This window comes from Salinivibrio siamensis, from assembly GCF_001996005.1.
GTDB lineage: Bacteria > Pseudomonadota > Gammaproteobacteria > Enterobacterales > Vibrionaceae > Salinivibrio > Salinivibrio siamensis.
The window spans coordinates 97,693-122,392 of record NZ_MUFB01000006.1; the positions used below are offsets into that span (position 1 = coordinate 97,693).

The 24,700-nt window shown below is 51.3% G+C and carries 24 protein-coding genes; 9 read left to right on the forward strand and 15 right to left on the reverse strand.

The annotated features are described in order from the left end of the window. The first annotated feature begins 305 nt into the window (after positions 1-305). The 3 genes from BZG73_RS16320 to BZG73_RS04830 are packed head-to-tail and all read left to right on the forward strand — an operon-like array spanning position 306 to position 2,126. Positions 306-779 carry a response regulator gene (locus BZG73_RS16320; RefSeq protein WP_407690279.1) on the forward strand — a complete coding sequence of 158 codons (474 nt, stop codon included), beginning with the start codon at positions 306-308 and terminating at the stop codon, positions 777-779. Then, entirely contained in the window at positions 758-1,753 is a 996-nt protein-coding gene (locus BZG73_RS04825) for a sigma-54 interaction domain-containing protein (protein WP_407690280.1), read from the forward strand. Before BZG73_RS16320 ends, BZG73_RS04825 begins: the two co-directional genes overlap by 22 nt. A 13-nt stretch (positions 1,754-1,766) precedes the next feature. Then, complete coding sequence (locus BZG73_RS04830; protein ID WP_046075318.1) at positions 1,767-2,126, forward strand: Hpt domain-containing protein; 360 nt, start codon at positions 1,767-1,769, stop codon at positions 2,124-2,126. On the opposite strand, the gene yvcK is transcribed toward BZG73_RS04830, so the two are convergent. Both yvcK and BZG73_RS04840 read right to left on the reverse strand, forming a co-directional pair. Continuing rightward, the gene (gene yvcK / locus BZG73_RS04835; protein ID WP_077667738.1) at positions 2,058-2,990 is read right to left on the reverse strand and encodes a uridine diphosphate-N-acetylglucosamine-binding protein YvcK; all 933 of its coding nucleotides are present in this window, start codon (positions 2,988-2,990) and stop codon (positions 2,058-2,060) included. The two genes, BZG73_RS04830 and yvcK, sit on opposite strands and share 69 nt — an antisense overlap. A gap of 205 nt (positions 2,991-3,195) precedes the next feature. Then, entirely contained in the window at positions 3,196-3,768 is a 573-nt protein-coding gene (locus BZG73_RS04840) for an LON peptidase substrate-binding domain-containing protein (protein WP_046075320.1), read from the reverse strand. An 816-nt stretch (positions 3,769-4,584) separates the two neighbouring features. Between BZG73_RS04840 and BZG73_RS16000 the strand changes: the two genes are divergently transcribed. From BZG73_RS16000 to BZG73_RS04860, 5 genes are all read left to right on the forward strand, one after another. Continuing rightward, positions 4,585-4,749 carry a hypothetical protein gene (locus tag BZG73_RS16000; RefSeq protein ID WP_158075269.1) on the forward strand — a complete coding sequence of 55 codons (165 nt, stop codon included), beginning with the start codon at positions 4,585-4,587 and terminating at the stop codon, positions 4,747-4,749. Positions 4,750-5,460: 711 nt separating this feature from the next. Continuing rightward, on the forward strand, positions 5,461-7,137 hold the full coding sequence (locus tag BZG73_RS04845) for an ABC transporter substrate-binding protein (RefSeq protein ID WP_077578077.1): 1,677 nt from the start codon (positions 5,461-5,463) through the stop codon (positions 7,135-7,137). Between the two features lie 117 nt (positions 7,138-7,254). Beyond that, entirely contained in the window at positions 7,255-8,175 is a 921-nt protein-coding gene (gene oppB, locus BZG73_RS04850) for an oligopeptide ABC transporter permease OppB (RefSeq protein ID WP_046075322.1), read from the forward strand. A 10-nt stretch (positions 8,176-8,185) separates the two neighbouring features. Next, positions 8,186-9,097, forward strand: coding sequence for an oligopeptide ABC transporter permease OppC (gene oppC / locus BZG73_RS04855; protein ID WP_046075323.1), 912 nt, complete (start codon positions 8,186-8,188; stop codon positions 9,095-9,097). Between the two features lie 146 nt (positions 9,098-9,243). Continuing rightward, the gene (locus BZG73_RS04860; RefSeq protein ID WP_077667739.1) at positions 9,244-11,355 is read left to right on the forward strand and encodes a methyl-accepting chemotaxis protein; all 2,112 of its coding nucleotides are present in this window, start codon (positions 9,244-9,246) and stop codon (positions 11,353-11,355) included. 16 nt (positions 11,356-11,371) lie between these two features. Here the strand turns inward: BZG73_RS04860 and BZG73_RS04865 are convergent, their stop codons facing one another. From BZG73_RS04865 to BZG73_RS04885, 5 genes are all read right to left on the reverse strand, one after another. Next, positions 11,372-12,520: a ribosomal protein uL16 3-hydroxylase gene (locus BZG73_RS04865; RefSeq protein ID WP_077667740.1), complete on the reverse strand. Its 1,149-nt coding sequence runs from the start codon at positions 12,518-12,520 to the stop codon at positions 11,372-11,374. Between the two features lie 111 nt (positions 12,521-12,631). Then, complete coding sequence (gene purB / locus BZG73_RS04870) at positions 12,632-13,999, reverse strand: adenylosuccinate lyase (RefSeq protein ID WP_046075326.1); 1,368 nt, start codon at positions 13,997-13,999, stop codon at positions 12,632-12,634. Between the two features lie 25 nt (positions 14,000-14,024). Next, positions 14,025-14,669 (reverse strand): high frequency lysogenization protein HflD, encoded by a 645-nt coding sequence (gene hflD / locus BZG73_RS04875; RefSeq protein WP_046075327.1) that lies wholly within the window; start codon positions 14,667-14,669, stop codon positions 14,025-14,027. Between the two features lie 13 nt (positions 14,670-14,682). Beyond that, positions 14,683-15,792: a tRNA 2-thiouridine(34) synthase MnmA gene (gene mnmA, locus BZG73_RS04880; protein WP_046075467.1), complete on the reverse strand. Its 1,110-nt coding sequence runs from the start codon at positions 15,790-15,792 to the stop codon at positions 14,683-14,685. Positions 15,793-16,141: 349 nt separating this feature from the next. Further along, entirely contained in the window at positions 16,142-16,756 is a 615-nt protein-coding gene (locus tag BZG73_RS04885; protein ID WP_407690281.1) for a pseudouridine synthase, read from the reverse strand. Between the two features lie 274 nt (positions 16,757-17,030). Between BZG73_RS04885 and icd the strand changes: the two genes are divergently transcribed. Next, positions 17,031-18,281, forward strand: a complete 1,251-nt coding sequence (gene icd, locus BZG73_RS04890) for an NADP-dependent isocitrate dehydrogenase (protein WP_046075328.1) — start codon at positions 17,031-17,033, stop codon at positions 18,279-18,281. A 66-nt stretch (positions 18,282-18,347) separates the two neighbouring features. On the opposite strand, the gene pseI is transcribed toward icd, so the two are convergent. From pseI to BZG73_RS16325, 8 genes are all read right to left on the reverse strand, one after another. Beyond that, positions 18,348-19,400, reverse strand: coding sequence for a pseudaminic acid synthase (gene pseI / locus BZG73_RS04895; protein ID WP_077667742.1), 1,053 nt, complete (start codon positions 19,398-19,400; stop codon positions 18,348-18,350). Further along, on the reverse strand, positions 19,384-19,962 hold the full coding sequence (gene pseH, locus BZG73_RS04900) for a UDP-4-amino-4,6-dideoxy-N-acetyl-beta-L-altrosamine N-acetyltransferase (RefSeq protein WP_077667743.1): 579 nt from the start codon (positions 19,960-19,962) through the stop codon (positions 19,384-19,386). Before pseH ends, pseI begins: the two co-directional genes overlap by 17 nt. After that, positions 19,953-21,029, reverse strand: coding sequence for a UDP-2,4-diacetamido-2,4,6-trideoxy-beta-L-altropyranose hydrolase (pseG, locus tag BZG73_RS04905; RefSeq protein ID WP_077667744.1), 1,077 nt, complete (start codon positions 21,027-21,029; stop codon positions 19,953-19,955). The genes pseH and pseG overlap by 10 nt, the downstream gene beginning before the upstream one ends. Then, positions 21,026-21,730, reverse strand: a complete 705-nt coding sequence (gene pseF / locus BZG73_RS04910; RefSeq protein ID WP_077667745.1) for a pseudaminic acid cytidylyltransferase — start codon at positions 21,728-21,730, stop codon at positions 21,026-21,028. The genes pseG and pseF overlap by 4 nt, the downstream gene beginning before the upstream one ends. A 3-nt stretch (positions 21,731-21,733) precedes the next feature. Continuing rightward, positions 21,734-22,879 (reverse strand): UDP-4-amino-4,6-dideoxy-N-acetyl-beta-L-altrosamine transaminase, encoded by a 1,146-nt coding sequence (gene pseC / locus BZG73_RS04915; RefSeq protein ID WP_077667753.1) that lies wholly within the window; start codon positions 22,877-22,879, stop codon positions 21,734-21,736. Positions 22,880-22,891: 12 nt separating this feature from the next. Next, entirely contained in the window at positions 22,892-23,887 is a 996-nt protein-coding gene (gene pseB, locus BZG73_RS04920; protein ID WP_025738853.1) for a UDP-N-acetylglucosamine 4,6-dehydratase (inverting), read from the reverse strand. 88 nt (positions 23,888-23,975) lie between these two features. After that, positions 23,976-24,290 (reverse strand): HigA family addiction module antitoxin, encoded by a 315-nt coding sequence (locus BZG73_RS04925; protein WP_046075332.1) that lies wholly within the window; start codon positions 24,288-24,290, stop codon positions 23,976-23,978. 13 nt (positions 24,291-24,303) lie between these two features. Next, positions 24,304-24,585 carry a type II toxin-antitoxin system RelE/ParE family toxin gene (locus BZG73_RS16325; RefSeq protein WP_046075333.1) on the reverse strand — a complete coding sequence of 94 codons (282 nt, stop codon included), beginning with the start codon at positions 24,583-24,585 and terminating at the stop codon, positions 24,304-24,306. Between the last annotated feature and the right edge of the window lie 115 nt (positions 24,586-24,700).

The following is a 24,700-nucleotide window of genomic DNA, read 5'->3' on the forward strand; positions in this document are numbered from 1 at the left end:
GGGATGAAAAAGCACCGCGTGAAGTAAAAAAAAGCCAACCTAAATGACAGGTTGGCTACAGTGTTTCAGTGAGTGAAAACTCACAAACAACGTCAGTTGGCTAGGTGACCCCTGAGGGTCACTGGAATAGATGCATTTGGCGTGCCAAAAATAAAAGATAGCCATTACATCGACAAAACGTGTGGTTTTAACGGACTCGCCCAGCTACAATGAGGGCACAATTGCATAATGCAACGCATTTCGCATACGCTCGTGCAACTGAGTGAGTTATCGCTACACGCCGCGATGCGATTCTTGGAGGATACATGCCAGCACTATCACCCAGTAAACGAATATTGATGGTGGAAGATACGGCGTCGGTGGCGGCGTTATATAAATCCTACCTTAACCCCTTAGATGTGGATGTCACCATTGTAGGGACGGGTCAGGATGCGATGGCTTTTTTCGAGCAAGAAGGCGATCAGTTAGCACTGATGATCTTAGATCTACGCCTGCCGGATATGTCGGGCATTGATGTGCTTGCCAAAGTGCGCGCAGTCGCGCCCGATTTACCCGTGATTATTATGACCGCTCATGGCTCGATTGATGCCGCTGTCGATGCCATGCGTCATGGTGCCAATGACTTTTTGATCAAGCCTTGTGAAGCCGATCAGTTGCGTGTCACGGTCAATAAGTCGCTCAAACCCAAGCCGAGTCATCCGGGAAAGCGACCAAACAGGAAAGTGAATACCACGGGTTTATTGGTCGCAGTCTGCCGATGCAGGCGGTGTACCGTGTGATCGAATCGGCTGCGCCCAGTAAAGCCACGGTGTTTATTACCGGTGAAAGCGGGACCGGTAAAGAGGTATGCGCGGAAGCGATTCATGCTGCCAGTACGCGAAGTAACAAGCCAATTATTGCACTGAATTGCGCGGCTATCCCGAAAGATTTGATTGAAAGTGAGTTATTTGGTCATGTGAAAGGAGCCTTTACTGGCGCTGCGTCTGAGCGTGAAGGGGCCGCAGAAATGGCCAATGGTGGCACCTTATTCTTGGATGAAATTTGCGAAATGGATATGGATTTGCAATCCAAACTGCTACGTTTCATTCAAACGGGGAGTTTTCAAAAAGTCGGCTCCTCGCAAGTAAAGTCGGTGGATGTCCGGTTTGTCTGTGCCACTAACCGCGATCCCTGGCTCCAAGTACAGCAGGGGAAATTCCGGGAAGATCTCTACTACCGCTTGCACGTTATTCCACTCGAGCTGCCGCCTTTAAGAGAGCGTGGAGACGATGTGATCGCCATTGCCAACGCCTTACTCGCGCTGTTTTCCGCTGAAGAAGGCAAAGATTTTTGTCGTTTTAGTGACGAAGTGACCACTCAGCTCCTTCGATACGACTGGCCAGGCAATGTTCGGCAGCTGCAAAACGTGATCCGTAACATAGTGGTGTTGCATAACGGCGAAGAAGTCAGCAAAGAGATGCTACCATCGCCAGTCGCTCGCGTTTCTGGTGCTGAAATTGCATCTACAGGGGATAACACGCGATCGGAAGCGGCGAACAGCGCATCAGCAACTCACGAGCCCGTCAAGCCAGCATCGCCAGTGGTGATGAAAGCCGATATAGAACCATTATGGAAAACGGAAAAACGTGCTATTGAAGTCGCGATCGACGTGTGTAATGGCAATATCCCGCAAGCGGCGGGGTTACTTGAAGTTAGCCCTTCAACCTTGTACCGAAAACTACAAGCTTGGCAAAAATCTGCGGCGCATGAATGATAGGAATGGATGTATGGCCACCACAGTAAATACTGAAACATTACGTCGACTGAAATCAGAAGTAGGCGAGGATACGGTGACGGTTTTGCTCACTGTATTTAGCGACGAGCTATCCCAATACCATTCTCAATTGTCTGGTTCGCCATCGATCGAGCAAGTTCGCGAGATCAGCCATGCGATCAAAAGCAGTGCTGCCAGTTTTGGGGCGGATGATCTGGCCGAGATGGCGCGTGAGTGTGAATCACGCGTCAAGCAAGGGCAACAGGAGTGGATGACACATCATTTAGATGAGCTGACCGAGATGTTACGAGGAACGGCCTCTACCTACCGAGAAATGGCCGTCGAGCAAAACTTCATCAACAGCTTGACGTAGTTTATCCCTGTCATGACGCCAATGATGATTTGAGGAGGCCAAGCTGGCCTCTTTTTGTTGGTAACGTGTGGCGAGCTGCGACGCGTTTTGTTCTCCGATCACAATATCGATTTCTTTCCCACCCATTGCACGCTCGCACCAAGCAAGCATAGTGGCTAATGACATGTCACCCGCCGGCCCGATTTCCTTGCCAAGGTTTCTAATAAACGCCAGTTTGGCCTGTGTATGTTTCAACGCACGGCTGAGTTCGGGGACGAGCAGCGGCGGCATTACACTGGTTAAAAAACTGCCAGGGCCGAGCAAAATCAAGTCAGCCTGCTCGATAGCCTCAATGGCTTCGCGGGTCGCGGGGACGGTTGGGGACAAAAAGAGACGCGTCGGGGGAGCGCTTAGCTCATCAATATGTGTTTCTCCCGACACCGTCTCACCCTCTGGCGTTAACGCGGCAAGCTCAGCAGGGTGCTCGGACATCGGCAGTAAATTAGGGCGGATATCTAGCAGATCGCGAATAAGTTGGATGGCTTCAAGCGGACGGACTGAGAGGTTATCCAGTGCCGTAAGGATCAGGTTGCCCAAATTATGCCCGTTCAGCTCACCTTTCCCTTTAAAGCGAWATTCAAACAGCATGGAGCCGACCGAGGGCTCGGTGATTAATTGGTTGAGGCAGTTACGAATGTCGCCCCAGGCTATCCCCCCTTGGCATGCACGGATACGGCCAGTGGATCCCCCGTTATCGGTTGTGGTAACAATGCCTGTTACCTGCTCACCATATATTCCCAATGCCGATAAGACGCGCCCCAGACCATGCCCGCCACCGATCGCGACGATACGTTGTGAATGCTGATCTGAAACCTGTTGGATCATTGCGTCGTTTCCTGAGAAAAAATCAATGTGCCTAGTTTACCTGAAGCTCAAGCGACTAGGTATTTACCAGAGCAGTAAAGTGTGAGCAAGTCAGGAAAGTGGGACAAAAGGGTGAAGGTAAAAAAAGAGGTAACGCGTCGCGTTACCTCGCCCAATCAAGCAAATGTATAAAAAGGGCAAATAGCAAGGCAGCAATAAAAACGGTTTAATGGGGATCTTGCATCATGCTCAACAGATAATCCCGTGTGGCGACACAGGAGCTGTTCGCCATTAACTGTTGTTTTTCCCCGGTGGGGAGCGGCAGCAGCTCTAACCAGCGCTGGCATAACCACGCCAAATTGGAGAACTCGGTCTCTCGGTGCATTTGTTGTAGTTCAGGGTAGCGCTCAAACATCGACTGTAAGCGCTCCACGAGAGGCTCGCTTTGTTTGTCGACGTGGCAATCAGGCCACCGAGGTAATGCGTTGACCGAGGCAAACAAGATTTGGTTGTGCTGCTGGTTAAACGCATGAATCGCAAAGCGTGCGGTTCCCCGTGCCGTGATCACTAAGCAGCCATCTTCTTGGCTTCGGGTATAGTCCTCAATTTCAATAAAGGTGCCAATATCCACGTGAGAGCGCTGGGCTTGTGTTTCTGCCATACACACTCCGATAGGGAGTCCATGCTTTAACGCGAATACGAGTGTGTCTAACGAGTCGCCTGCTGGGATCCGAAGAGGTATCCGGCCCCCGGGCAAGATGTGACGATCATTAAACAAAATTGGTGTGGATTGTCCCATGTGACACCCCCTGACAAGCAATGGCGTTGGTCTAGTAATCTAGATATTGCAAAAGGGGTGCCTACTTTTTGAAACGCCCGTATACCAGCGGTTCGGCATCGTGATGTCGCGATTGCGTAGCGCTTGAGGGCGAGAACTCGCAATTTGCAACGCAAATCCGCTCGCGATAACGCATTGTGCAAACGCTAACTTGCTCGCTTTGCGGTCGCCCGTGAGTAGGATTACGCCCTGATTCGTCGTCAGCATCGCGATATAAAGACAAAAAAATAGCCTCCATTTGGAGGCTATTAAAGAGGTGTTTTTAACATCAACACCGCGTTAGCGGTTAACCTGTGGTTTTTTTCCTTTATTTGGGTTGTAACCATGGCGAACGCGTGCGCATAAAGGGCGCGAGGTTGAGCTTTGTGGTCTCATAGTCTTGCTTTTTACTCTCTTGTCGGAAGAAAAATTAGGTTGATGATCGGGAACAGCTCATCAACAACACAATGATGGGGGATAGAGCGCCGAATAACAACATCGTTTGTTTAAAAAAGCGTCAATATTGGTATTTCGTCTAAACAGCCGCTTATTATCAGCAAATGTTATTAAACTAAGGCAAGAGCGGGCCGATATCCGCTATGGCTCTGGGTTGAGACGTCGAGATGTTGTGGAGGCGAAGATGTTTGGCGTGCCTTTTCGGCAATATTTTGCTTTATTGACGATGAAGGTGTAGCTTAAAAATTGCACAAGCGGTTTGTACTGGCGTAACAGCCGAGTGGACTCGGTCGTTGTTCCGCGAGTGACTGTGCCAAATACTGATGAGTTCAGGAGGACACAATGAAACACAAGCGCTATAGCAACAAGAAAATCAAAGAAATGCTTAACGAGGTCATGCCAGAAATGGAAAAAGCACGTGAGGACAACCGTGTTCTGCGCGATCAGGCCAGTGATCGTTCATCCGATAGTGGCCCCATTTTTAGTCCCGACGATGCCAAAAAATAGTGGTTTATAGAACAAAGCCAGCCTGCGAAGCTGGCTTTGTTGCGACATTATCACCACTCAAGCCTACCGAAGCAGCCGTTTCTACGTTCTCCCTCCGTTCTCCCTCCGTTCTCCCTCCGTTCGACATCCGTGCCTGATCCTCGCATCTATTCGCGGTGAGCGTTTCCTCTGACAGACACCATTACCGCTTATTCAATTCAGATTTTGTGACCGTGATAGCTGTCTGACATCACGTGCATGTGTTTCTGTTGAGTTTTTTTGACAAATAACGTTTAGTATCGGCTTTACAATTAAGTAACATTTGACGCATATTGGCAGTCAAAGTCACTGAGATTGCGAAGATAGAGAGAGGCTTGTGTGTTTTTTCGACCGCAAGCTAGTTCAGCATTAGTGCCAATGCCCCCAGATTCAGTATAAATAGCAATTTGTTCCGTATTTTGTTTCTTGTGGTGAATAAAGCGCTAACGCGGCCTCGTCTTACCAGCTTAAAATTCCTTTATGCGACTTTTAAGTAGTGAAAGATGAGTTTTTAATCTCATTCTATGGCAAAATACTTCAGATTTATGGCAAAACACAGCGTTGCTTGGTAATGTTTTGCCTCTAATCGCGCAGCGAGGCGTAGTACATCTTTTTAGATTGTGCAAAACGGATTCCCCCGCCACGTGGCGTCGATTGTCATGGATGCAATAGCGATTGTTATGGAGTTACACGATGAAGCTAAACACGATCACCCGAACCCTCTTTATGGGCGCTGGCCTTTCTCTGGCTCTAGCAGGATGCAGCGAACCAGAGCAAAAACAGACCTCTCAATCCAACCCTGAAACCAAACAACAAGCCGAGTCCGCGACAGGCGAGCCGCAACTGGCGGCAGAGCAAGAGCTCGTGCGTGGTAACGGTGCCGAAGTGGCGTCGTTGGATCCGCATAAAACTCAAGGCGTGCCTGAGTCGCATGTTATTCGTGACCTGCTAGAAGGCTTGGTCAACCAGGATGCAGACGGCAATGTTATCCCTGGTGTCGCTTTGCGTTGGGAAAACGAAGACAACAAGGTGTTTACCTTTTATCTCCGTGAAGACGCCAAATGGTCTAACGGTGATCCTGTTACTGCGCAAGATTTTGAGTACAGCTTTAAGCGTGTGGCTGATCCGATGACAGCGTCACCTTACTCTTGGTACCTAGGCTACACCCACATGGAGAATGCCAAAGCCATTATTAAAGGTGACAAAGATAAAGACACATTGGGCGTTGAAGCGCTGGACGATCACACCCTTCAGGTAACGTTAGATACCGCGGTGCCTTATCTTGTGAAGATGATGGGTCACACCACCATGAAGCCGGTACACAAAGAAACGGTGGAAAAACATGGTGACCAATGGACCAAACCTGAGAACTTCGTGGGTAATGGCGCCTATGTCGTGGACAACTGGGTGATTAATGAGCGCATTGAGTTAACCCGTAACGACCAATATTGGGACAATGAAAATACCACGCTCGATAAAGTGACCTATTTGCCGATTGAAAACCAAGTCGCAGAAATGAACCGCTACTTGGCCGGCGAAATTGACATGACGTATGAGATCCCGAACGAGCATTTCCGTCGCCTGAAAAACGAGCACCCAGAAGATTTGTCTATCGTGGGTAACCTGTGTAGCTACTACTACATCTTTAATACCAAGCGTGAACCCTTTAATGATGTTCGTGTGCGTAAAGCCTTGTCTTATGCGATTGACCGTAACGTGATTACCGATGCGCTACTGGGTCAAGGGCAAAAGCCCGCGTATTTCTTGACGCCTGAAATTACCGCTGGATTTGATCCTGAGCTGCCAGCGTACGCCAAGATGACACAAGAAGAGCGTGATGCGGAGGCCAAGCGTCTGCTCAAAGAAGCTGGGTTCGGTGAAGACAACCCGCTCGACTTCTCACTGCTTTATAACACCAGCGAAAACCACAAAAAGCTGGCCGTCGCAATCGGTCAAATGTGGAAAGACAAGCTGGGTGTGGATGTTGCACTTAATAACCAAGAGTGGAAAACCTACCTGAGCACCAAAGATGAAGGTAATTTTGATGTCGCGCGCGCCGGTTGGTGTGGTGACTACAATGAAGCGTCTACCTTCCTCAGCTTGATGCGTAGCTCCAACTCATCAGGTGGTGTGCATTATGATAGCCAAGCTTATGATGCGATCATGGAAAACGCCATGACCACCACAGACGACGACAAGCGCACACAACTGTACTTGGATGCGGAAGCCCAGATGGCAAAAGACATGCCGATTGCGCCGATTTACCAGTATGTAAAAGCGCGTCTGCTTAGTCCACAAGTCGGTGGCTTCCCTGCCAATAACGCCGAAGAGAAGATCTACTCAAAAGATCTTTATATCAAGGCTGAGTAACGCCTGATTCACAGCTGATAAGGGAGCCGCACCACGCGGTTCCCTTGGCTGGTTGTCGTTATGTAGGTATAGCCTAGGTAGCGGACGCTGTGAGGCTCAAAACGAAACGGTACAGTTATGTTGAAATTTATCGCCAAGCGCCTTTTGGAAGCTATTCCAACGTTGTTGGTCTTAATTACTATCTCTTTTTTCTTGATGCGGTTTGCGCCAGGCAACCCTTTTTCAAGCGAACGTCCATTGCCCCCTGCCGTAATGGAAAATATTAATGCCAAATACGGCTTGGATAAGCCTGTGTTTGAGCAATACACCACCTATTTGGGCAATATCCTACAAGGGGATTTTGGTCCATCGTTTAAATACATTGATTTTACGGTGAATGAGCTGATTGCTGACGCATTTCCTGTATCGGCACAAATCGGTGCGTTGGCGTTTATCTTTACGCTGATTTTTGGGGTCACGATTGGCACCATTGCTGCGCTCAAACAAAACACCTGGATTGACTACACCATCATGTCCACGGCGATGTTAGGGGTGGTGATGCCATCCTTTGTGCTCGCGCCAGTGCTGATTTATATCTTCGCCATTAATCTTGGTTGGTTCCCCGCCGGTGGCTGGCAAGGCGGTGGTTGGCAATTCATGGTGTTGCCAATGATCGGTATGTCCTTGCTGTATGTGGCCACATTTGCGCGTGTGACCCGCGGTAGCATGATCGAAACCCTAAACAGTAACTTTATTCGCACCGCGCGTGCCAAAGGGCTCAGTTACCCTAAGATTATTGTTAAACATGCGCTCAAGCCTGCGATGCTACCGGTTGTGTCCTACATGGGACCCGCGTTTGTGGGCATTATTACTGGGTCGGTGGTGATCGAAACCATTTTCGGCTTGCCTGGTATCGGTAAGCTGTTTGTGAACGCCGCGTTTAACCGTGATTATTCATTAGTGCTTGGCTGTACCATTTTGATCGGTACGCTGACCATTCTTTTCAACGCGATCGTCGATATCCTGCTGGCGTATATCGATCCTAAGATTCGTTACTAGGGGTGACATGATGCTGACGAAAAAAGAAAACATTGACGCCCTCGAAAACTTTGCTGAAGAAGTCGATGTCAAGGGGCGTAGCCTTTGGCAGGATGCGGCGATTCGTTTTAAACGTAACCGTGCCGCGATGGCGAGCTTGGTGATTCTGGTATTGATTGGTTTGAGCGTGATCCTTGGGCCGTATATCAGTGCCTACGCGTATGACGCGACCGATTGGTATGCCATTCATGCGGCGCCTTCATTGGGCGTAGACGGACATTGGTTTGGTACCGATGCGTTAGGCCGAGATCTCTTTACTCGCACCATGATGGGCGGGCGTATATCGATCATGGTAGGCGTCATGGGCGCCTTTGTCGCCGTCTTGATTGGTACCTTATATGGTGCCACATCAGGTTTTATTGGCGGCCGCACCGATGCGGTGATGATGCGCTTGGTGGAAATCCTCCAATCGATTCCGTTCATGTTCTTCGTGATTGTATTGGTAACCTTCTTTGGCCGTAATATCGTGCTGATCTTCGTGGCCATTGGCTGTATTGCTTGGCTAGACATGGCACGTATTGTGCGCGGTCAAACACTCAGCTTACGCAGCAAAGAGTTTGTCGAAGCCGCGCACGTTTCAGGGGTGAGCACGCGCCATATCATTACGCGCCACATCGTGCCAAACGTACTTGGGATTGTTGCGGTTTACTCGACCTTACTAGTGCCGAACATGATCTTGTTTGAGTCTTTCTTGAGTTTCTTGGGCTTAGGTGTACAAGAGCCAATGACCAGTTGGGGCGCCTTACTACAAGAAGGCTCGCAAACGATGGAAATTGCGATTTGGCAGCTACTGTTCCCTGCCGCCTTTATGGTCATGACATTGTTCTGTTTTAACTATGTCGGCGATGGGCTTCGTGATGCCTTGGATCCAAAAGACAGATAAGCGACGTTTTTTGTCATCGTAAAAAACGCAATAATATGAAAAGCGCAGGTTTATTTCCTGCGCTTTTTTGTTACTGTTAAATGCGTGTTTCAAGGATGAGAATCGATAGCAGTGGTGGCTGTCGATAGAGTGACAAAGGAGCTGTCATGCGATCCCTCTCAATTCAATGGAAGGTCACCCTCGTGACCAGTTTGTGCGTTGCTGTGACCGCGGTGACGTTATTAACCTTCTCAACCTACGTCAATAACCAGTTTCAGCAAACGGTCGGTCAGGCGAGTACCCAAACGCTGCGTAGCGCTGCTCAACGTCTTGCGACCAGTCAAGCTCAAGTTCAAGCGACCCATGTTCAGCGTTCTTTAGATGAAGCGGTGTACCGCGCGCAAATGCTGGCGCAAAGTGTGGTGTACCTACAGTATAACGCTGAGCAAAACTTTACCGACAGTGGCGAACTTCGCGGCTCAATCAATGAGCTGGTGCGTCGCTCAGTGGAGAACTTCGATACGGTTCAAGCTGCGTTCGTGGTGTTTAAACCCAATGCGCTTGACCAAGAAGATGACTTTTATCAGCTCGATACAGAACGGGGCGCGAATGCCGCAGGGCGTTTTGCCAGCCGCTGGCAAAAGCGGGATGGCGAGCTGCAAGGTACCGTGCTGAGCGAGAAGCAAATTAACAACGGCAATAAAAATGGCAATGGGCAAGCGGCGAATCATTGGTATCAGTGCCCATTGAACCAAGGCGCAGCTTGCGTATCTGCGCCCAAACAAGCGGGCAGTAGCCTGAGTGTCACCATTTCCTCACCACTGATGCGCGACGGACAAGTGCTGGGGGTACTAGGCATTGATATTGCGCTTGGCGGGTTACAGTCAGTGATCGCACAGGCAGATAACGCCCTGTTTGACGGTGCCGGCAATGTCAGTGTATTGAGCCAAGGTGGCCGTTTAGTGGCGTCTGATAACGCCCAAGTGAGCGGTGGCACTGTCGACGATTTACCCACCAGCCCTGATGCGATGAGCTCCTGGCTGACGCAGGGACAGCCACAGACTGTATGGCAAAAAAGCCAGTTGATGACCTACGTGCCGATTGCCTTGCCAGGCACCACGTGGGGAGCCCTTATCACCTTGCCGGAAGATGTCTTGCTCTCTGAGGCAAACCAATTAAGCCAACAAATTACCGCGCAACGCAGTCAAGCCGCGTGGACAGAACGTAGCTTAGGGGTTGTGGCAACCCTGCTTGCCTTGGTTATCGCCGGATTAGCGGCGCGCCAAATCGTTAAACCCCTGAAGCTACTGGCGGAACGATTGGCAGAGATTGCCGACGGCGATGGCGATCTCACGCAGCGTATCCAGCTTAAAAATCGTGATGAAATTGGGGTACTGGCGGGGCGCTTTAACCGCTTCCTCGATAAGCTTCAGCCTATTATGGCGAATGTGATTAATAGCGTTGAAGAAGCGGAACATACAGCCAAAGAAGCCGCACGCGTGGCCGTGCAAACCCGAGATGGTAGCCGTGAACAAGTATCAAGCTTGGATGCAGTGGCGACAGCATCCGAAGAGATGACGCAAACTGCCTCACAGGTTGCCAGTCATACCGAATCGGCGCTAACTGCGGCCACCGCGGTGAATACAGCGACGGAGAAGGGTGAAAAAATTGTGACTGGTTCGTCGCAAGCGATGACGCGTTTGGTGGAGACGCTGAATGGCGCGACCCACGATGCGCAAACCTTACAAAAGAGTAGTCAGGATATCACCGAGATCCTGACGGTGATTGACACCATGTCAGAGCAAACCAACTTACTTGCGTTAAATGCGGCGATTGAAGCGGCGCGTGCGGGTGAGCAAGGGCGCGGGTTTGCGGTGGTCGCTGACGAAGTCCGTGAACTGTCACAGCGTACTAACCAGTCAATCACCCAGATCCGTACCGTGATTGATTCGTTGCAGTCGGGGGCAGAGTCAGTGGTAGCAGCGATTCATGAAGGGAATCAGTTAGCGGATGACACCGCTGAAAAGGTGCAAGAGACGGTGGCGAGCTTGGACCAGATTCGTACCGCGATGCAAGACATGATGGGGCTTAACAGTGAAATTAGCGCGGCGGCGGAGCAACAAAGCGCGGTATCAGGCGATGTGACGCAAAACGTGACCCATATTCGTGAACGCAGCGATGAACTCTTGTCGCATGCCGAATCGGCGGCGAGTATTGCCAGCCAATTGGAGGCGCTGGCTGGCCGTCAGCGTGCCCTAACGGCCCAGTTTAAAGTCTAATCTTGGTGATGCGCGGTTACTCTGGCGCTTCCTCGAGGGGATACCAGTAGCCGCGATTGACCCACAGCGTCAGCATCGGCCAAAACAGGCTATGGTCGGCGGCATCGCCGAGGATTTCCCAATCAATAAAGCGTTGATTGCATAACGCTGGGGTGAGTGACTCACATCCTGTGGGTAAATCAAAGCTTTCACCCAGCATAAAAATCATTTCAGGCTGATCTGGGTGATAAAACGCACGCAACCCACTGAGTTTTTCCAGACAAAGCCCGTCTTGCATCGCGGCTTTGAGACTATCCGGTTGCCACTGTGGATCGGGGCTGAGTAAGTCGAGCTCATGCCGGGCTTGAGAGAGAAACTCGCCAATCCAGCGCTTTTTGCGGGTCTCGTCGTGCATGAGTGCCATCATCATCTCGTTCATTTGCGCGAGATGTTGTGGATCCAATGCCGCAGGCGCATCGGCTTGCGCTGGCATGGCAGGCCAATGGAAATGATTGTCTCCGGCTTCGTCGACAATCACTTGGTCAGCATAACTGCTCAGTAGCTCTCGGGCTTTTGGTGAGCGATAGCCAACCGAGTAGCTGAGCGAGGGCTCAAGGGTATCGCCTTCGTGTGGAAAGCCTGGCGGGATATAAAGAATATCGCCTGGTTCTAGCTCCACATCGATAATGGCGTCAAAGCCGGTGATCTGCTTGAGCCCGGTGTCTAAGTTAGCTTCTTGGTAATCACCTTTTGGCCCCACACGCCAACGGCGACGCCCTTGGCCTTGCACAATAAACACATCATACTGATCAATATGAGGCCCAACGCCGCCCTGAGGCTGGGAATAACACACCATGACATCATCAAATAGCCACTGTGGTAGCGAGGTAAATGCCTCAGCGAGATCACGCACGCCTGGGTGCCAGTGGTTAGCGGCTTGTACCACCAGTTGCGCATGCGTCGCTGGGAAATCATCGAAGTGCTCGAAAGGGCCGTTCGCGACTTGCCATTGGCCATTGGCTTGGGTCACGAGACGTGAGTCAATGTCTTCTTCCATCGCGAGTCCTGCGACTTCTTCAGGCTCAATGGGATCGTTAAAATTGGCTAACCCTTGGCGGATAACGGTTGGGCTTTGATGCCAATGTGCGGCCATAAATTCGGCGAGCGAGAACTGAAACTGATACATAACGACTTAGTTTACGAAATTTGCGGCAGTATAACGTGACGAGCAGGGTGGTGCGAGTGGGATAAAAAACGGCCCCCATTATGGAGGCCGTGAGCATTGGACACATTTTGCTTACAGTTTGTCAGTGAGCTTGACCGCATCACCAATATAATTGGCGGGTGTCATTTGCTTGAGGCGTGCTTTCTCGTGCTCAGGCAAATCAAGACTATCAACAAAGGTACGCATCCCTTCGCCATCAACCCGTTTGCCACGTGTCAGCTCTTTCAGCTTCTCGTAGGGCTTTTCTATCCCATAACGACGCATCACGGTTTGAATTGGCTCGGCAAGGACTTCCCAGTTTTGATCCAGTTCCGCCTCGAGTGCGGCCTGGTTGACTTCTAGCTTGCTGATCCCTTTAAGGGTCGATGCATAAGCAATCAGGGTGTAGCCCACACCCACACCGAGGTTGCGTAATACGGTGGAGTCGGTGAGATCACGCTGCCAACGAGAAATCGGCAACTTTTGCCCTAGGTGAGAGAAAATGGCATTGGCCAGGCCGAGGTTACCTTCCGAGTTTTCAAAATCAATCGGGTTCACTTTATGTGGCATGGTCGATGAACCAATTTCGCCGGCAATGGTTTTTTGCTTAAAGTGACCCAGTGCGATATAGCCCCAGATATCACGATCAAAGTCGATCAAAATGGTGTTAAAACGTGCGACCGCGTCAAATAGCTCGGCAATATAGTCATGTGGCTCGATTTGAGTGGTGTACGGATTCCAGTCAATACCTAATGAGGTCACAAAGGCTTCGCTGTAAGCGTGCCAATCAATGTCGGGGTAAGCGGACAAGTGCGCATTGTAATTACCCACAGCGCCGTTGATCTTACCTAGGATTTCGCTACTTTGAACCTGTTTGATTTGGCGTGCCATGCGGTACGCCACGTTTGCCATCTCTTTACCCATGGTCGATGGAGACGCAGGCTGACCGTGGGTACGTGAAAGCATGGGTACGTCGCGGAATTGTTGCGACAGGTCTTTGACGGCGTCCGCCAGACGTTGCATTTCTGGTAAAATTACCGTATCGCGTGCTTCTTTTAGCATCAGTGCATGCGACAGGTTATTAATGTCTTCAGAGGTGCAGGCAAAGTGAATGAATTCACTGACTGCGTTGAGTTCTGCGTTATCGGCAATCTTTTCTTTTAGAAAATACTCAACGGCTTTGACATCATGATTGGTGGTGCGCTCAATCTCTTTGATACGTGCGGCATCTTGTTCATCAAACTCAGCAGCAATGCGGTCGAGTTGGGCATTGGCGTCATGACTAAAAACAGGCACTTCTGCGATGCTGTCTGTCGCTGCCAGTTTTTGCAGCCAACGGATTTCCACGATGGTGCGGTATTTAAGCAATCCAAATTCACTAAAAATCGATCGCAACGCAATCGTTTTCGTACCGTATCGGCCATCGACCGGTGAAACAGCAGTCAGCGCTGACAGTTCCATTTTTTGTCTCCTGAGTTCAATCTGATTAGCTTCGGGCTAGAATGAGTTTGGCCTGCTCAACCATTTGTTTGCGACCAAAGATAAGGTGCCGGCGCTTACCGCCTACTTGACGCCATAGGACAGCACTGCGGATACCGGAAAGCAAGATGGCACGCACACGGTGTTGCACGCCAGTTTGCTGTAAATGTTGTGGGTCACCAGACACTTGAATGCGCGGTCCTAGAGGGCTGATCACGTCGAGATAAATGCTGGCGAGATTGCTGATCATTTGCTCATCAAGCAAATCAAAATGGCTTACTTGACGCTCAATCGTTTCAATGCGATCGCCCAGTTGTGCCATGGCATCACGGCGGCTGGACAGTTTACGCTCCAGCGCCAACAAATTAATCAGGTAGCGCATGGTTTCGCTACCGTTGCGGCTATTATCGAGTTGGCCAATGAGGGTTTCTAAACCAACATGAAGGCCTGACTCACCGCCACCGGTGACATTCCCCACTTCTCCACGAAAGACGTCTAGGGTAGAAGAGGGGTTAGTGATGATAATGCTACTCAGGCTCGTATTTAACGCGTCTTGGTCACAATACCCATTTCGAGATACGTCTTGCACCAGTTTTGCTGCCTGACAAATGCTGGCAAAAGCCAGGGTGCGATCATAAATCGTCTCTGCCACTGATCACGGCTCCTTAAATACGTTGCTCGATAATGCCACCGCCTAGGCACACATCGCCATCGTAAAAGACAGCGGATTGCCCCGGCGTTACCGCAATTTGCGGCTCGTCGAAGATAACTTTCACTGTATCATCATCAACGGGCGTGATAGTACACGATATATCGTGTTGACGGTATCGGGTTTTTACCGTGCAACGGCGGGTCTCGGTCACAATCTCACGATCGACCCAGTGCAATTGCGCCGCGATGAGCCCTTCTGAATAGAGTCGAGGATGATCATGGCCTTGACCGACGAGCAGTACATTACGCGCGACATCTTTATCGACCACATACCAAGGGGCTTCACTACCGTTGCCCCCCTTTAAGCCACCAATCCCTAAGCCTTTGCGCTGACCCAAGGTGTGGTACATCAAACCTTGGTGTTCACCAATGACGTCGCCCTCAGTGGTTTCGATAGGGCCGGGCTGCGCGGGTAAATACTGTGATAAAAAGTCAGTAAACTTACGCTCGCCGATAAAGCAAATGCCGGTTGAATCTTTTTTCTTCGCCGTCACCAAGCCTTGCTCTTCCGCAATTTGGCGTACCTGCGGTTTTTCTAAATCGCCCACAGGGAACAGGCTTCGTGCCACCTGATCGTGGCTGAGGGTATAGAGGAAGTAGCTCTGATCTTTGTTGCTATCAAGGCCGCGCAGCATTTGCGCTTTTTCACCGTTTTCGGGGAAGGTGCGACGGACATAATGCCCCATGGCAATATAATCGGCATCCAACACCTCGTCGGCAAACTCGAGAAACGCCTTAAATTTAATTTCTTTGTTGCAAAGAATGTCAGGGTTGGGCGTACGACCCGCTTTGTATTCGGTTAGAAAGTGCTCGAAGACGTTGTCCCAGTACTCAGCGGCAAAGTTAATGGTGTGGAGCTCGATGCCAAGCTTGTCACACACATCTTGCGCATCAGCCAAGTCTTCTGCAGCAGAGCAATACTCCTCGTTGTCATCCTCTTCCCAGTTTTTCATAAACAGGCCTTCTACCTGATAACCCTGTTGTTTCAACAAGTAGGCAGAAACGGAGGAATCAACACCGCCGGACATTCCGACAATCACTTTTTTGCTGCTGTTATCTGACATGGTGATCACAAATGCTGCTATCAATAAACGGACGCTGAGTTTAACAGAATCAAATCGCCGGATACAGATGTGATAGGGCTCACATGTTAGCCGTTATCCAAAGTGAGTAGATGAGTGGGTAGATGGTCGCGTGGCCTGCGACCGATGCAGCTTATATTAATACTATTGCTATCAATGGGGGTAAGTATTTGTGATTGGGTGCCGCGCAAAGACTTGTGAACCCCTTAGGTTTATCGACCGACTCCCGCACGCAGACACGCCGTATACCCATCCCTGGGGGCTCCGCCGCGCCATCCTTGGCGCGGAGGGTCTGTGTGCGAAAATCGGACGATGGTATGTTCAGGTATTCCTAGCGCTTATCTCGTTTCTTCGACGGTGCGCGCTTGGACGAGCGAGTGCGCCCACGCGGTGCTTTCCCTTTTGCGCCTTTGGGTTTAGGAGTGAACTGCTCGAAGCCTTTCGGCGGAGCGACCTCACGCCACTGGCCCGGTTGCAAATCATCCAGCTGCCATGGGCCGAGTTGGGCACGAATCAAGCGCAGCGTCGGGTGGCCGATATGCGCGGTCATGCGGCGTACTTGCCGGTTTCGCCCTTCTTGCAGTACCACCTTTAACCAAGTGGTGGGAATGTTAGCGCGATAACGCACCGGAGGGTGGCGTTCCCAAACGGCGGGTGGTGCCATTTTGGTGACATCGGCGGGCAGGGTGAGACCATCTTTCAGTTTGACACCGTTACAGAGCGCCTGAATTGCTTCATCGCTAGGCTCGCCTTCGACTTGTACCCAATAGGTTTTGGGCGACTTGGATGAAGGCTGGGTGAGTCTGGCTTGTAAAGCCCCGTTATTGGTGAGCACCAGCAAGCCTTCGCTATCTTTATCAAGTCGACCGGCCGGGTACACATCTTTCACCGATACAATGTCGGCCAATGTACTGTCGCCTGGTTCGCCACTAAACTGGGTCAACATGTTATAAGGTTTGTTAACAAGTATCACTTTTGTGGCGAGGGCGGCCGCTCGGGGAGCCTTTCCACCCTTGGCCGATGGAGCTTGGGTGTTTGAAACAGCCTTTGACGCTGGCTGGGGGCGGGCTTTATATGGCATGAGGGCTGTCAAATAGATTAAACGGCAAATGAGACTTCCGTATTATACACGTAATAATCTGTTTGGCGTGTTGTATGAATTCGAGTATCCTCGACTCGCATCTTACACAAAGATAACAAATGGACGCTAGGAGATTAAAATGGAAAGTAAAGTAGTTGTACCGGCGGAAGGTCAGAAGATCACACTCGACGGCACAAAACTGGTAGTCCCTAACCACCCTGTGATCCCTTACATTGAAGGGGATGGCATCGGGATGGATGTTAGCCCTGCAATGATCAAAGTTGTTGATGCAGCTGTTGCTAAAGCCTATAACGGTGAGCGTAAGATTTCATGGATGGAAATCTACACCGGTGAGAAGTCCACCAAGGTATATGGTGACGATCAGTGGCTGCCAGCTGAAACCCTCGACTTTATCCGCGAATACAAAGTGGCAATCAAAGGGCCACTGACGACCCCAGTTGGCGGTGGTATTCGCTCATTGAACGTGGCGCTTCGTCAAGAACTCGACCTCTACATTTGTGCGCGTCCGGTACGTTACTTCACTGGCGTTCCTAGCCCACTGAAAAAGCCAGAAGATACTGACATGGTGATCTTCCGCGAAAACTCAGAAGACATCTACGCGGGTGTTGAGTTTAAAGCCGGCACGGCCGAAGCGGATAAAGTGATTAAGTTCCTGCGTGAAGAAATGGGTGCCAACAAAATCCGTTTCCCTGAGCAGTGCGGTGTAGGCATTAAGCCAATCTCAGAAGAAGGCACCAAACGTCTGGTTCGCGCCGCTATCGAGTACACCATCGATAACGACCGTGACTCACTGACTATCGTCCACAAAGGTAACATCATGAAGTTTACCGAAGGGGCGTTTAAAGATTGGGCCTATGAAGTGGCCAATAAAGAGTTTGGTGCCGAGTTGCTGGATGGCGGTCCGTGGATGACGATGAAAAATCCAAAGACTGGCAAACAAATCACCATCAAAGACTCCATCGCGGATGCCTTCTTGCAGCAAATTCTGCTGCGTCCCGCGGAATATGATGTGATTGCCACCATGAACTTGAACGGTGACTACGTATCTGATGCGCTTGCCGCGCAGGTTGGCGGTATTGGTATTGCCCCGGGAGCCAACATTGGTGACGGTGTGGCGCTGTTTGAAGCGACCCACGGCACGGCGCCGAAATACGCTGGTCAAGATAAGGTGAACCCAGGCTCACTCATTCTGTCTGCAGAAATGATGCTGCGTCATATGGGCTGGTTTGAAGCCGCTGACTTGGTGATCAAGTCAATGGAAAAAACCATCGCCAACAAGACAGTGACCTATGACTTTGAACGTTTGATGGAAGGCGCGAGCCTGCGTAAATGTTCTGAGTTTGCTGACGAGATGGTCAAGCAGATGTAATCACTGATTCTCAGTGAGAAACGAAACCCGGCTCAGTTGCCGGGTTTTTTTATGAATATGCTCCAGCTAGTCTTCGATATCTTCCCACGACAATGGGGTGCCTTTGGTTAACGCGCGTGTTGCGCGCTTTCCGATCACGGCATCATAGTGTTTCGGTGCCAAACCAAAGCCAGGGCGAATACTGCGCACATTATCGGCCGTCAGTGGCTCTCCGGGCGCGATATCCTCACAGACATACAAAGAGCGCCTAAATTGCCGGTTGCTCGATTCGGCCGCTCGTGTGGTTAGAGCGCTTTGTCCTAACGCTCGCCACGCCGCGTGGGTTTGCTCACAAAGCGCACTGAGTGCAGGTGGCGTAAGCGAGAAAGCAGCATCCGGACCTCCCGAGTCTTCGGAGAGCATCACATGTTTTTCAATCACGCACGCGCCGAGTGCGACGGCTGCGATCGCGGCGGTGTTGGTCAGCGAATGATCAGATAAGCCCGCCAAGGTTTGATAGCGGGTGGCTAAGGTTGGAATGGTTCGCAGATGGCTTTGTTCAATTGGCGCAGGGTAGGCGCTGATACAATGAAGCAACACCAGCTCACGACAGCCGTTATCACGGGCGGTCGCCACCGCCTCGGCGATCTCTGTCTCGTCAGCCATGCCGGTTGAGATGATCATCGGTTTACCGGTTTGCGCGGCATAGCGAATCAAAGGCAAATCAATCGCCTCGAACGAGGCTATTTTATAGGCGGGTGCGTTAAGATCTTCGAGTAAGTCAATCGCTGAACAATCAAAAGGAGAGGAGAATAAGGTGACGCCTTCTTTTCTCGCGTGATCAAATAACGGCTTGTGCCACTCAAACGGGGTTTGTGCCCAACGATATAGCTGGTGGAGACTATAACCATCCCACAGTCCGCCTTTGATCTGAAACTCATCGTGGTCGCAATCAAGGGTAATGGTATCGGCGGTATAGCTTTGCATTTTGACCGCATCGGCACCGCAGGCTTTGGCCATGGAAATGGTTTGTTTGGCAAGCTCAAGGCTACCATTATGGTTCGCCGACATTTCGGCAATGATATAGGGAGGATGCTGGGGGCCGATCAAACGGCCTGCAATCTTAATGTCGTTGTTCATAAACCGCGTCGATATTCAGTTTGGTTTGAAGGGCACTGGCGCCTTGTTGCCACTCATCAGCGGACAAAGACAGGCACACAATCTCGACTGTTTTTCCCTCAGGCAGGGAAAAGGTGCGTTGCCGACTTTGCGGCGTCTCACGAAAGCCAAAGCGTTGATGTAGCCGAACTACCCCCTGATTATGACTGAGCACTTCACAGTTCAATTGGGTCACGCCCAAGGTTTCAAATGCTAAGCTTAATGCGCCAAACTCCATGAGCGCACCGCTCCCACGTGGTGCATCGGGAGCGGCATAGAAAGCCCAGATTGCACTTGTCCTATTCTCGCTATCGAGGTCAAGGTTGACCACGCCAAGTGGCTTGTCCGGTTGGCCGTCTACGCGTTTGTAAACGATATAGAAATATCGGTGTGTGTTGGCGAGCATATGGCTGAACCATGCTTGGTGCTCATCATGGCTTATTTCATGTTGGGTGTACATAAACTGGCGGACAGCGGGACGATTGCGCCAATGCCATAAAGTGTCACTGTCCGCGTGAGTCACCGCTCTAAAAATCAGTTGCATAAGTCATGCTCCAAGGCCGCGACGACACGCTCTGCGCCTTTTCCATCAGTGATCGCTGGTAGGGTAGGAAGCTGATGCCAGTTTGCCGCAAGATGCTGCAGTGCAGACGCGTAATCTTGCCAGCGGGTGTGCTCACCGCGTCCTAAGTATTGATAGCCCGGCTGTCCGGCGAGATACTCGGCCATGGCGTGTTGGTTTTCCGCCACACATACCAAGGTACTAGGCACTCCCAAGCAGCTGCGCTCAATGGCAGTAACGCCGGCGGCTCCAAATGCGTAGCGTGCCCGTGCCATGTGGGCATCAAAGTCCGACAGTGCTTCCACCACACGAACCCCATCGGAGACAGGCGCTTTACACAATGCGTCGCGGTCTGGGTTGCGCCGGCCGGTGACAATTAACAGTGAGAAAGGCAGCCTCTCGATCTTCTGCTCTTGTTCTAGGTGTTTCACCGCGTCCACAAGCTTGCGGCTTTCACCGGTCGGATCCGTACCGGAGAAAAAGGCGATCACCTTATCTTCCCGCGGCGGCGGAGAGTGATGTAAGGCGGCAAATGCTGGACGCAATAGTGCATAGTCTGGTCCCAATAAGCATCGGGTCTGCGGATTTAAAAGCTGTGACGCGTAGCGCGTAGTCAGGTCAGGCCAAGGGTTTTGATCGAGCAAAAACGCGCAATCGTGGGGCCGATTGGCTAAATCATCAACCACCATCACCGGACAGCCCAATTGGGTGTGAATCGATTGTTCCCAGTGGGCATCGAGGGCGTAATGATCCACCACCATCAAATCCACCGGCGGGTTAGCCACGTATGCGGTTGTCTCTTCGGCATCTTGCTGCTGGCTCACCCCAAGCCAATCGGTGTTGCTGAGCGAGTTTTTGGGGGCAGGCAACACCGCCACCGTTAAGCCTTGTTCATGGCTGACCGCTATCAAATTGCCGGGCAGGTCGCGACATACCAAGGTTACCTGATGACCCGACGCTTGTAGCATGCTAGCCAACACGTGCATGCGGCTGACGTGCCCGGTGCCTATCGCTTGGGAGGCATCGACTCGAATGGCAATATGGCTCATAGCAAGGCCTGTTGCTCCAACAGTTGATACATTAGCTCAGCGCGTAGCCAGTCATCCGGCTCATCAATGTCTTGCACACGGTAATGAGGGATCAACACAGCTTTCGAGTGGGGCGCAAAAACCGGCTCGCGCGCTAAAAACGCACTTGGCGTGCCCCAGTAAAACATTCCCGCATCGTGGTACGCCGGTTGTAGGTCTTGTGAGCGCGTAGTGAAGTGCTCCGGCCATAACATGCTGACACTGCCATCGGTATCGACATGAATACTGCGCTGAATCGGAAAGGCGTAGCGGGTGGCGGCAAAACTGTATTTGACGGTGTCGCCGTCCAGTAACGCTAAGCCTTGGCGCAAGTCATCCGAGGTGACAAAGGGGGTGGTAGCATACAGGCAGCATACCGCGTGCAAAGGCGTTTGCTGTGGCGACGGGTTGAGCCACTGGATAGCATGCTCAAGCACATCCAAGGTCGTAGCGTGATCGCCGGCAATCTCAGCGGGGCGCACAAAAGGCACCTCAGCCCCTGCATCGCGCGCCACACTGGCAATGTCCTCGCAATCGGTGGAAACCAAGACGCGATCGAATAGCCCACTTTGACGTGCTGTCGCAATGGCATAAGTGATAATGGGCGCACCGTTAAACAGTTTGAGGTTCTTGCCCGGAATGCGTTTGCTGCCTCCTCGGGCGGGAATAATACATACATTCATCGGTCACGCGTCCTCAATGGCTTTTTGTAGCGCAGCAATCACTGTATCTTGCTGTTGCTCGGYTAAATCGGGGTAAAGCGGCAAAGTGAKTGCSCCCGCGTAATACTGCTCGGCAAGCGGGAAGTCTCCGRGCTGGAAGCCCTGTGCCTGATAGTAAGGTTGCGTATGCACRGGAATATAGTGCACGTTCACGCCAATGCCTTGCACACGCATAGCCTCAAAAACGGTGCGGCGTGTGTCGGCGTGCTCAAGCTCAATCAAATACAAATGCCATGCCGACTCAGGATCTAAAATGGGTCGCTTAACAGGCAAATCCGCCAGCGCTTGGTGGTAGCGTTCAGCAAGTGCAAATCGTTTGGCGATAAAGGAGCGAAGCTGGGTTAATTGTGAACGGCCAAGCGCGGCATGAATATCCGAGAGGCGATAGTTCATCCCCAGTGTATGCTGCTCATACCCCCAAGGTGGCAGGGCAGCGTGGCTGTCTTCTGCATCACGGGTGATCCCGTGGCTACGCAACTGACGCAGCGCTTTCGCCAATGTAGCACGTTGGGTGGTGGCAACCCCGGCTTCTCCCGCGGTAACCACTTTGACCGGATGAAAACTAAACACGCTAATATCGCTGTACTGGCACCCACCCACTGCCGCGCCTTGATAGTGTGCGCCCATCGCATGTGACGCATCCTCAATAATGGCCACCTGATAACGCTTAGCGAGTGCGGCAATCTCGGCCATTGGCGCACTGGCACCGGCCATATGCACCACCACCAGCACTTTGGGTAAGGTGTGAGTAGCGGCCGCTTGCGCCAGTTTTTTCGCGAGCTGCTGGGGGCATAGGTTACGTGTGCCTGGGTCGATATCGACAAAATCCACTTCGGCACCACAGTATCGACCACAATTGGCTGACGCGACAAAGGTAATGGGCGAGGTCCATAAACGATCCCCTGGGCCTAACCCTAACGCCAGACAAGCAAGATGCAGGGCAGATGTAGCGCTATTAACAGCGACCGCATGCGCAGCCCCGGTGAGTTCGGCGACGGCGGCTTCAAAAGCCGGAACTTGCGGGCCTTGCGTCAGATAATCACTTTTTAGCACCTCAAGCACAGCGGCATAGTCTTGCTCACTAAGATGCTGCTTTCCGTATGGGATCAACGCCATACTCCTTTACTGCTCGGTGTCGAGTTGCAAAATGGCCTCGACGGTTAACACATCTGGGTTAGTGCCTGATTGATACTCAAAGCCCTCTGGCACGGGCTGTCCTTTCTCGCCCAACGCATTTTCTCGATAGTCATCATCGGCATCGTAGAACTTGATGGTGGGACAAATCACGTAATGGTCGGCAAATTCGAGCGTCAGATGCGCATCGTCAGCCGGACACATCACTTCATGCATTTTTTCGCCGGGGCGAATGCCTATCACCTTGACGGGTGTGTTTGGGGCATAGGCGCTGGCGAGATCCGTCAGACGAACCGATGGAATTTTAGGGACAAATATTTCACCGCCATACATGCGCGAAAAGTTTTTCAGCACAAAATCCACCCCTTGCTGCAAGGTAATCCAAAAGCGGGTCATTTCAGGATGGGTAATGGGTAAATGATCCGCACCTTCCGCTGCCTTTTTCTTAAACAAAGGCACCACAGAGCCGCGCGAGCCGACTACATTGCCATAGCGCACCACCGAAAAACGTGTCTTTTGGCCCCCGGTCATATTGTTAGCGGCGACAAACAATTTATCTGAACACAGTTTGGTGGCGCCATAGAGATTATTGGGGCTGGCGGCTTTATCGGTCGAGAGCGCAATCACCTTTTCCACCCCGTTGGCAATCGCAGCGCGAATCACATTCTCTGCACCGTGAATGTTGGTCTTGATACATTCCATCGGGTTGTATTCGGCGGCAGGTACCTGCTTGAGTGCAGCAGCATGAATCACATAGTCAATGCCTTGCATCGCTTGCATTAAACGATCGCCATCACGCACATCGCCGATAAAATAGCGCATGCAAGGGGCGTTAAAGGTTTGCTGCATTTCATATTGCTTGAGCTCATCGCGAGAGAGCACCACGAGGCGGCGTGGTTGATAGCGTTCAAGCAGGGTGCGGACGTACTTTTTACCAAAAGAACCAGTACCGCCGGTGATCAGAATGGATTTGCCGTTAAACATAGGACGCCTTGTCACTAACTGTCGGGAATACAGGCAGTTTAACTGATCTGAGCAGGATTTGGCGATCTGCTACGGCCATGACGCGCGATTAAGCGACATCAAGCGGTTTTATTTTTGCTACCTCGTGTTTAATTGATTGCGACGCCTCCCAAAGATCAACGGCCCTTTGCGCATTGAGCCAAAACTCAGGCGAGTTACCAAACAGACGTGCGAGACGAAGCGCCAGCTCCGGGCTCACGGCTTTACGCTCATCCAATACGGCAGTCATCGATTGATGAGAGACGCCCAAAGCATCAGCCAATTGTTCTACGCTCAAGTCGTAATCGGGCAGAAAATCTTCGCGCAACATGGCTCCAGGATGCGTCGGTTGGCGTTGCATGCCAGCTGTGTTGAAAATCGTCATCACTGTTACCTCATTAGTGGTAGTCGCAAACCTCGACGTCATACGCGTCACCGTCTTCAAAACGAAAGCAAATGCGCCACTGTTTGTTTATCGCTATTGCATGTTGCCCTTGTCTGTTTCCTGACAAAGCGTGAAGGCGATTACCGGGCGGTACCGTGAGATCATCGAGTTGTGTGGCGAGATCGATATACTCCAACTTTCTTGCCGCACGTACCGCCAGCTCGGCAGGGAACCTCTTTGACGCTCCCTTTGAGTATAGTGCCTGCGTTCGTTTATCTGCGAATGATTTGATCATGCATCAAACGTATTTTCGCATGGGATGGGCGTCAATCAAAGGCGTGTATTATCTCTTAAATTGCGAGTGAGATAACTTGCGTCACACAAAGCGCCGCCCACATGCGGCGCTTTGG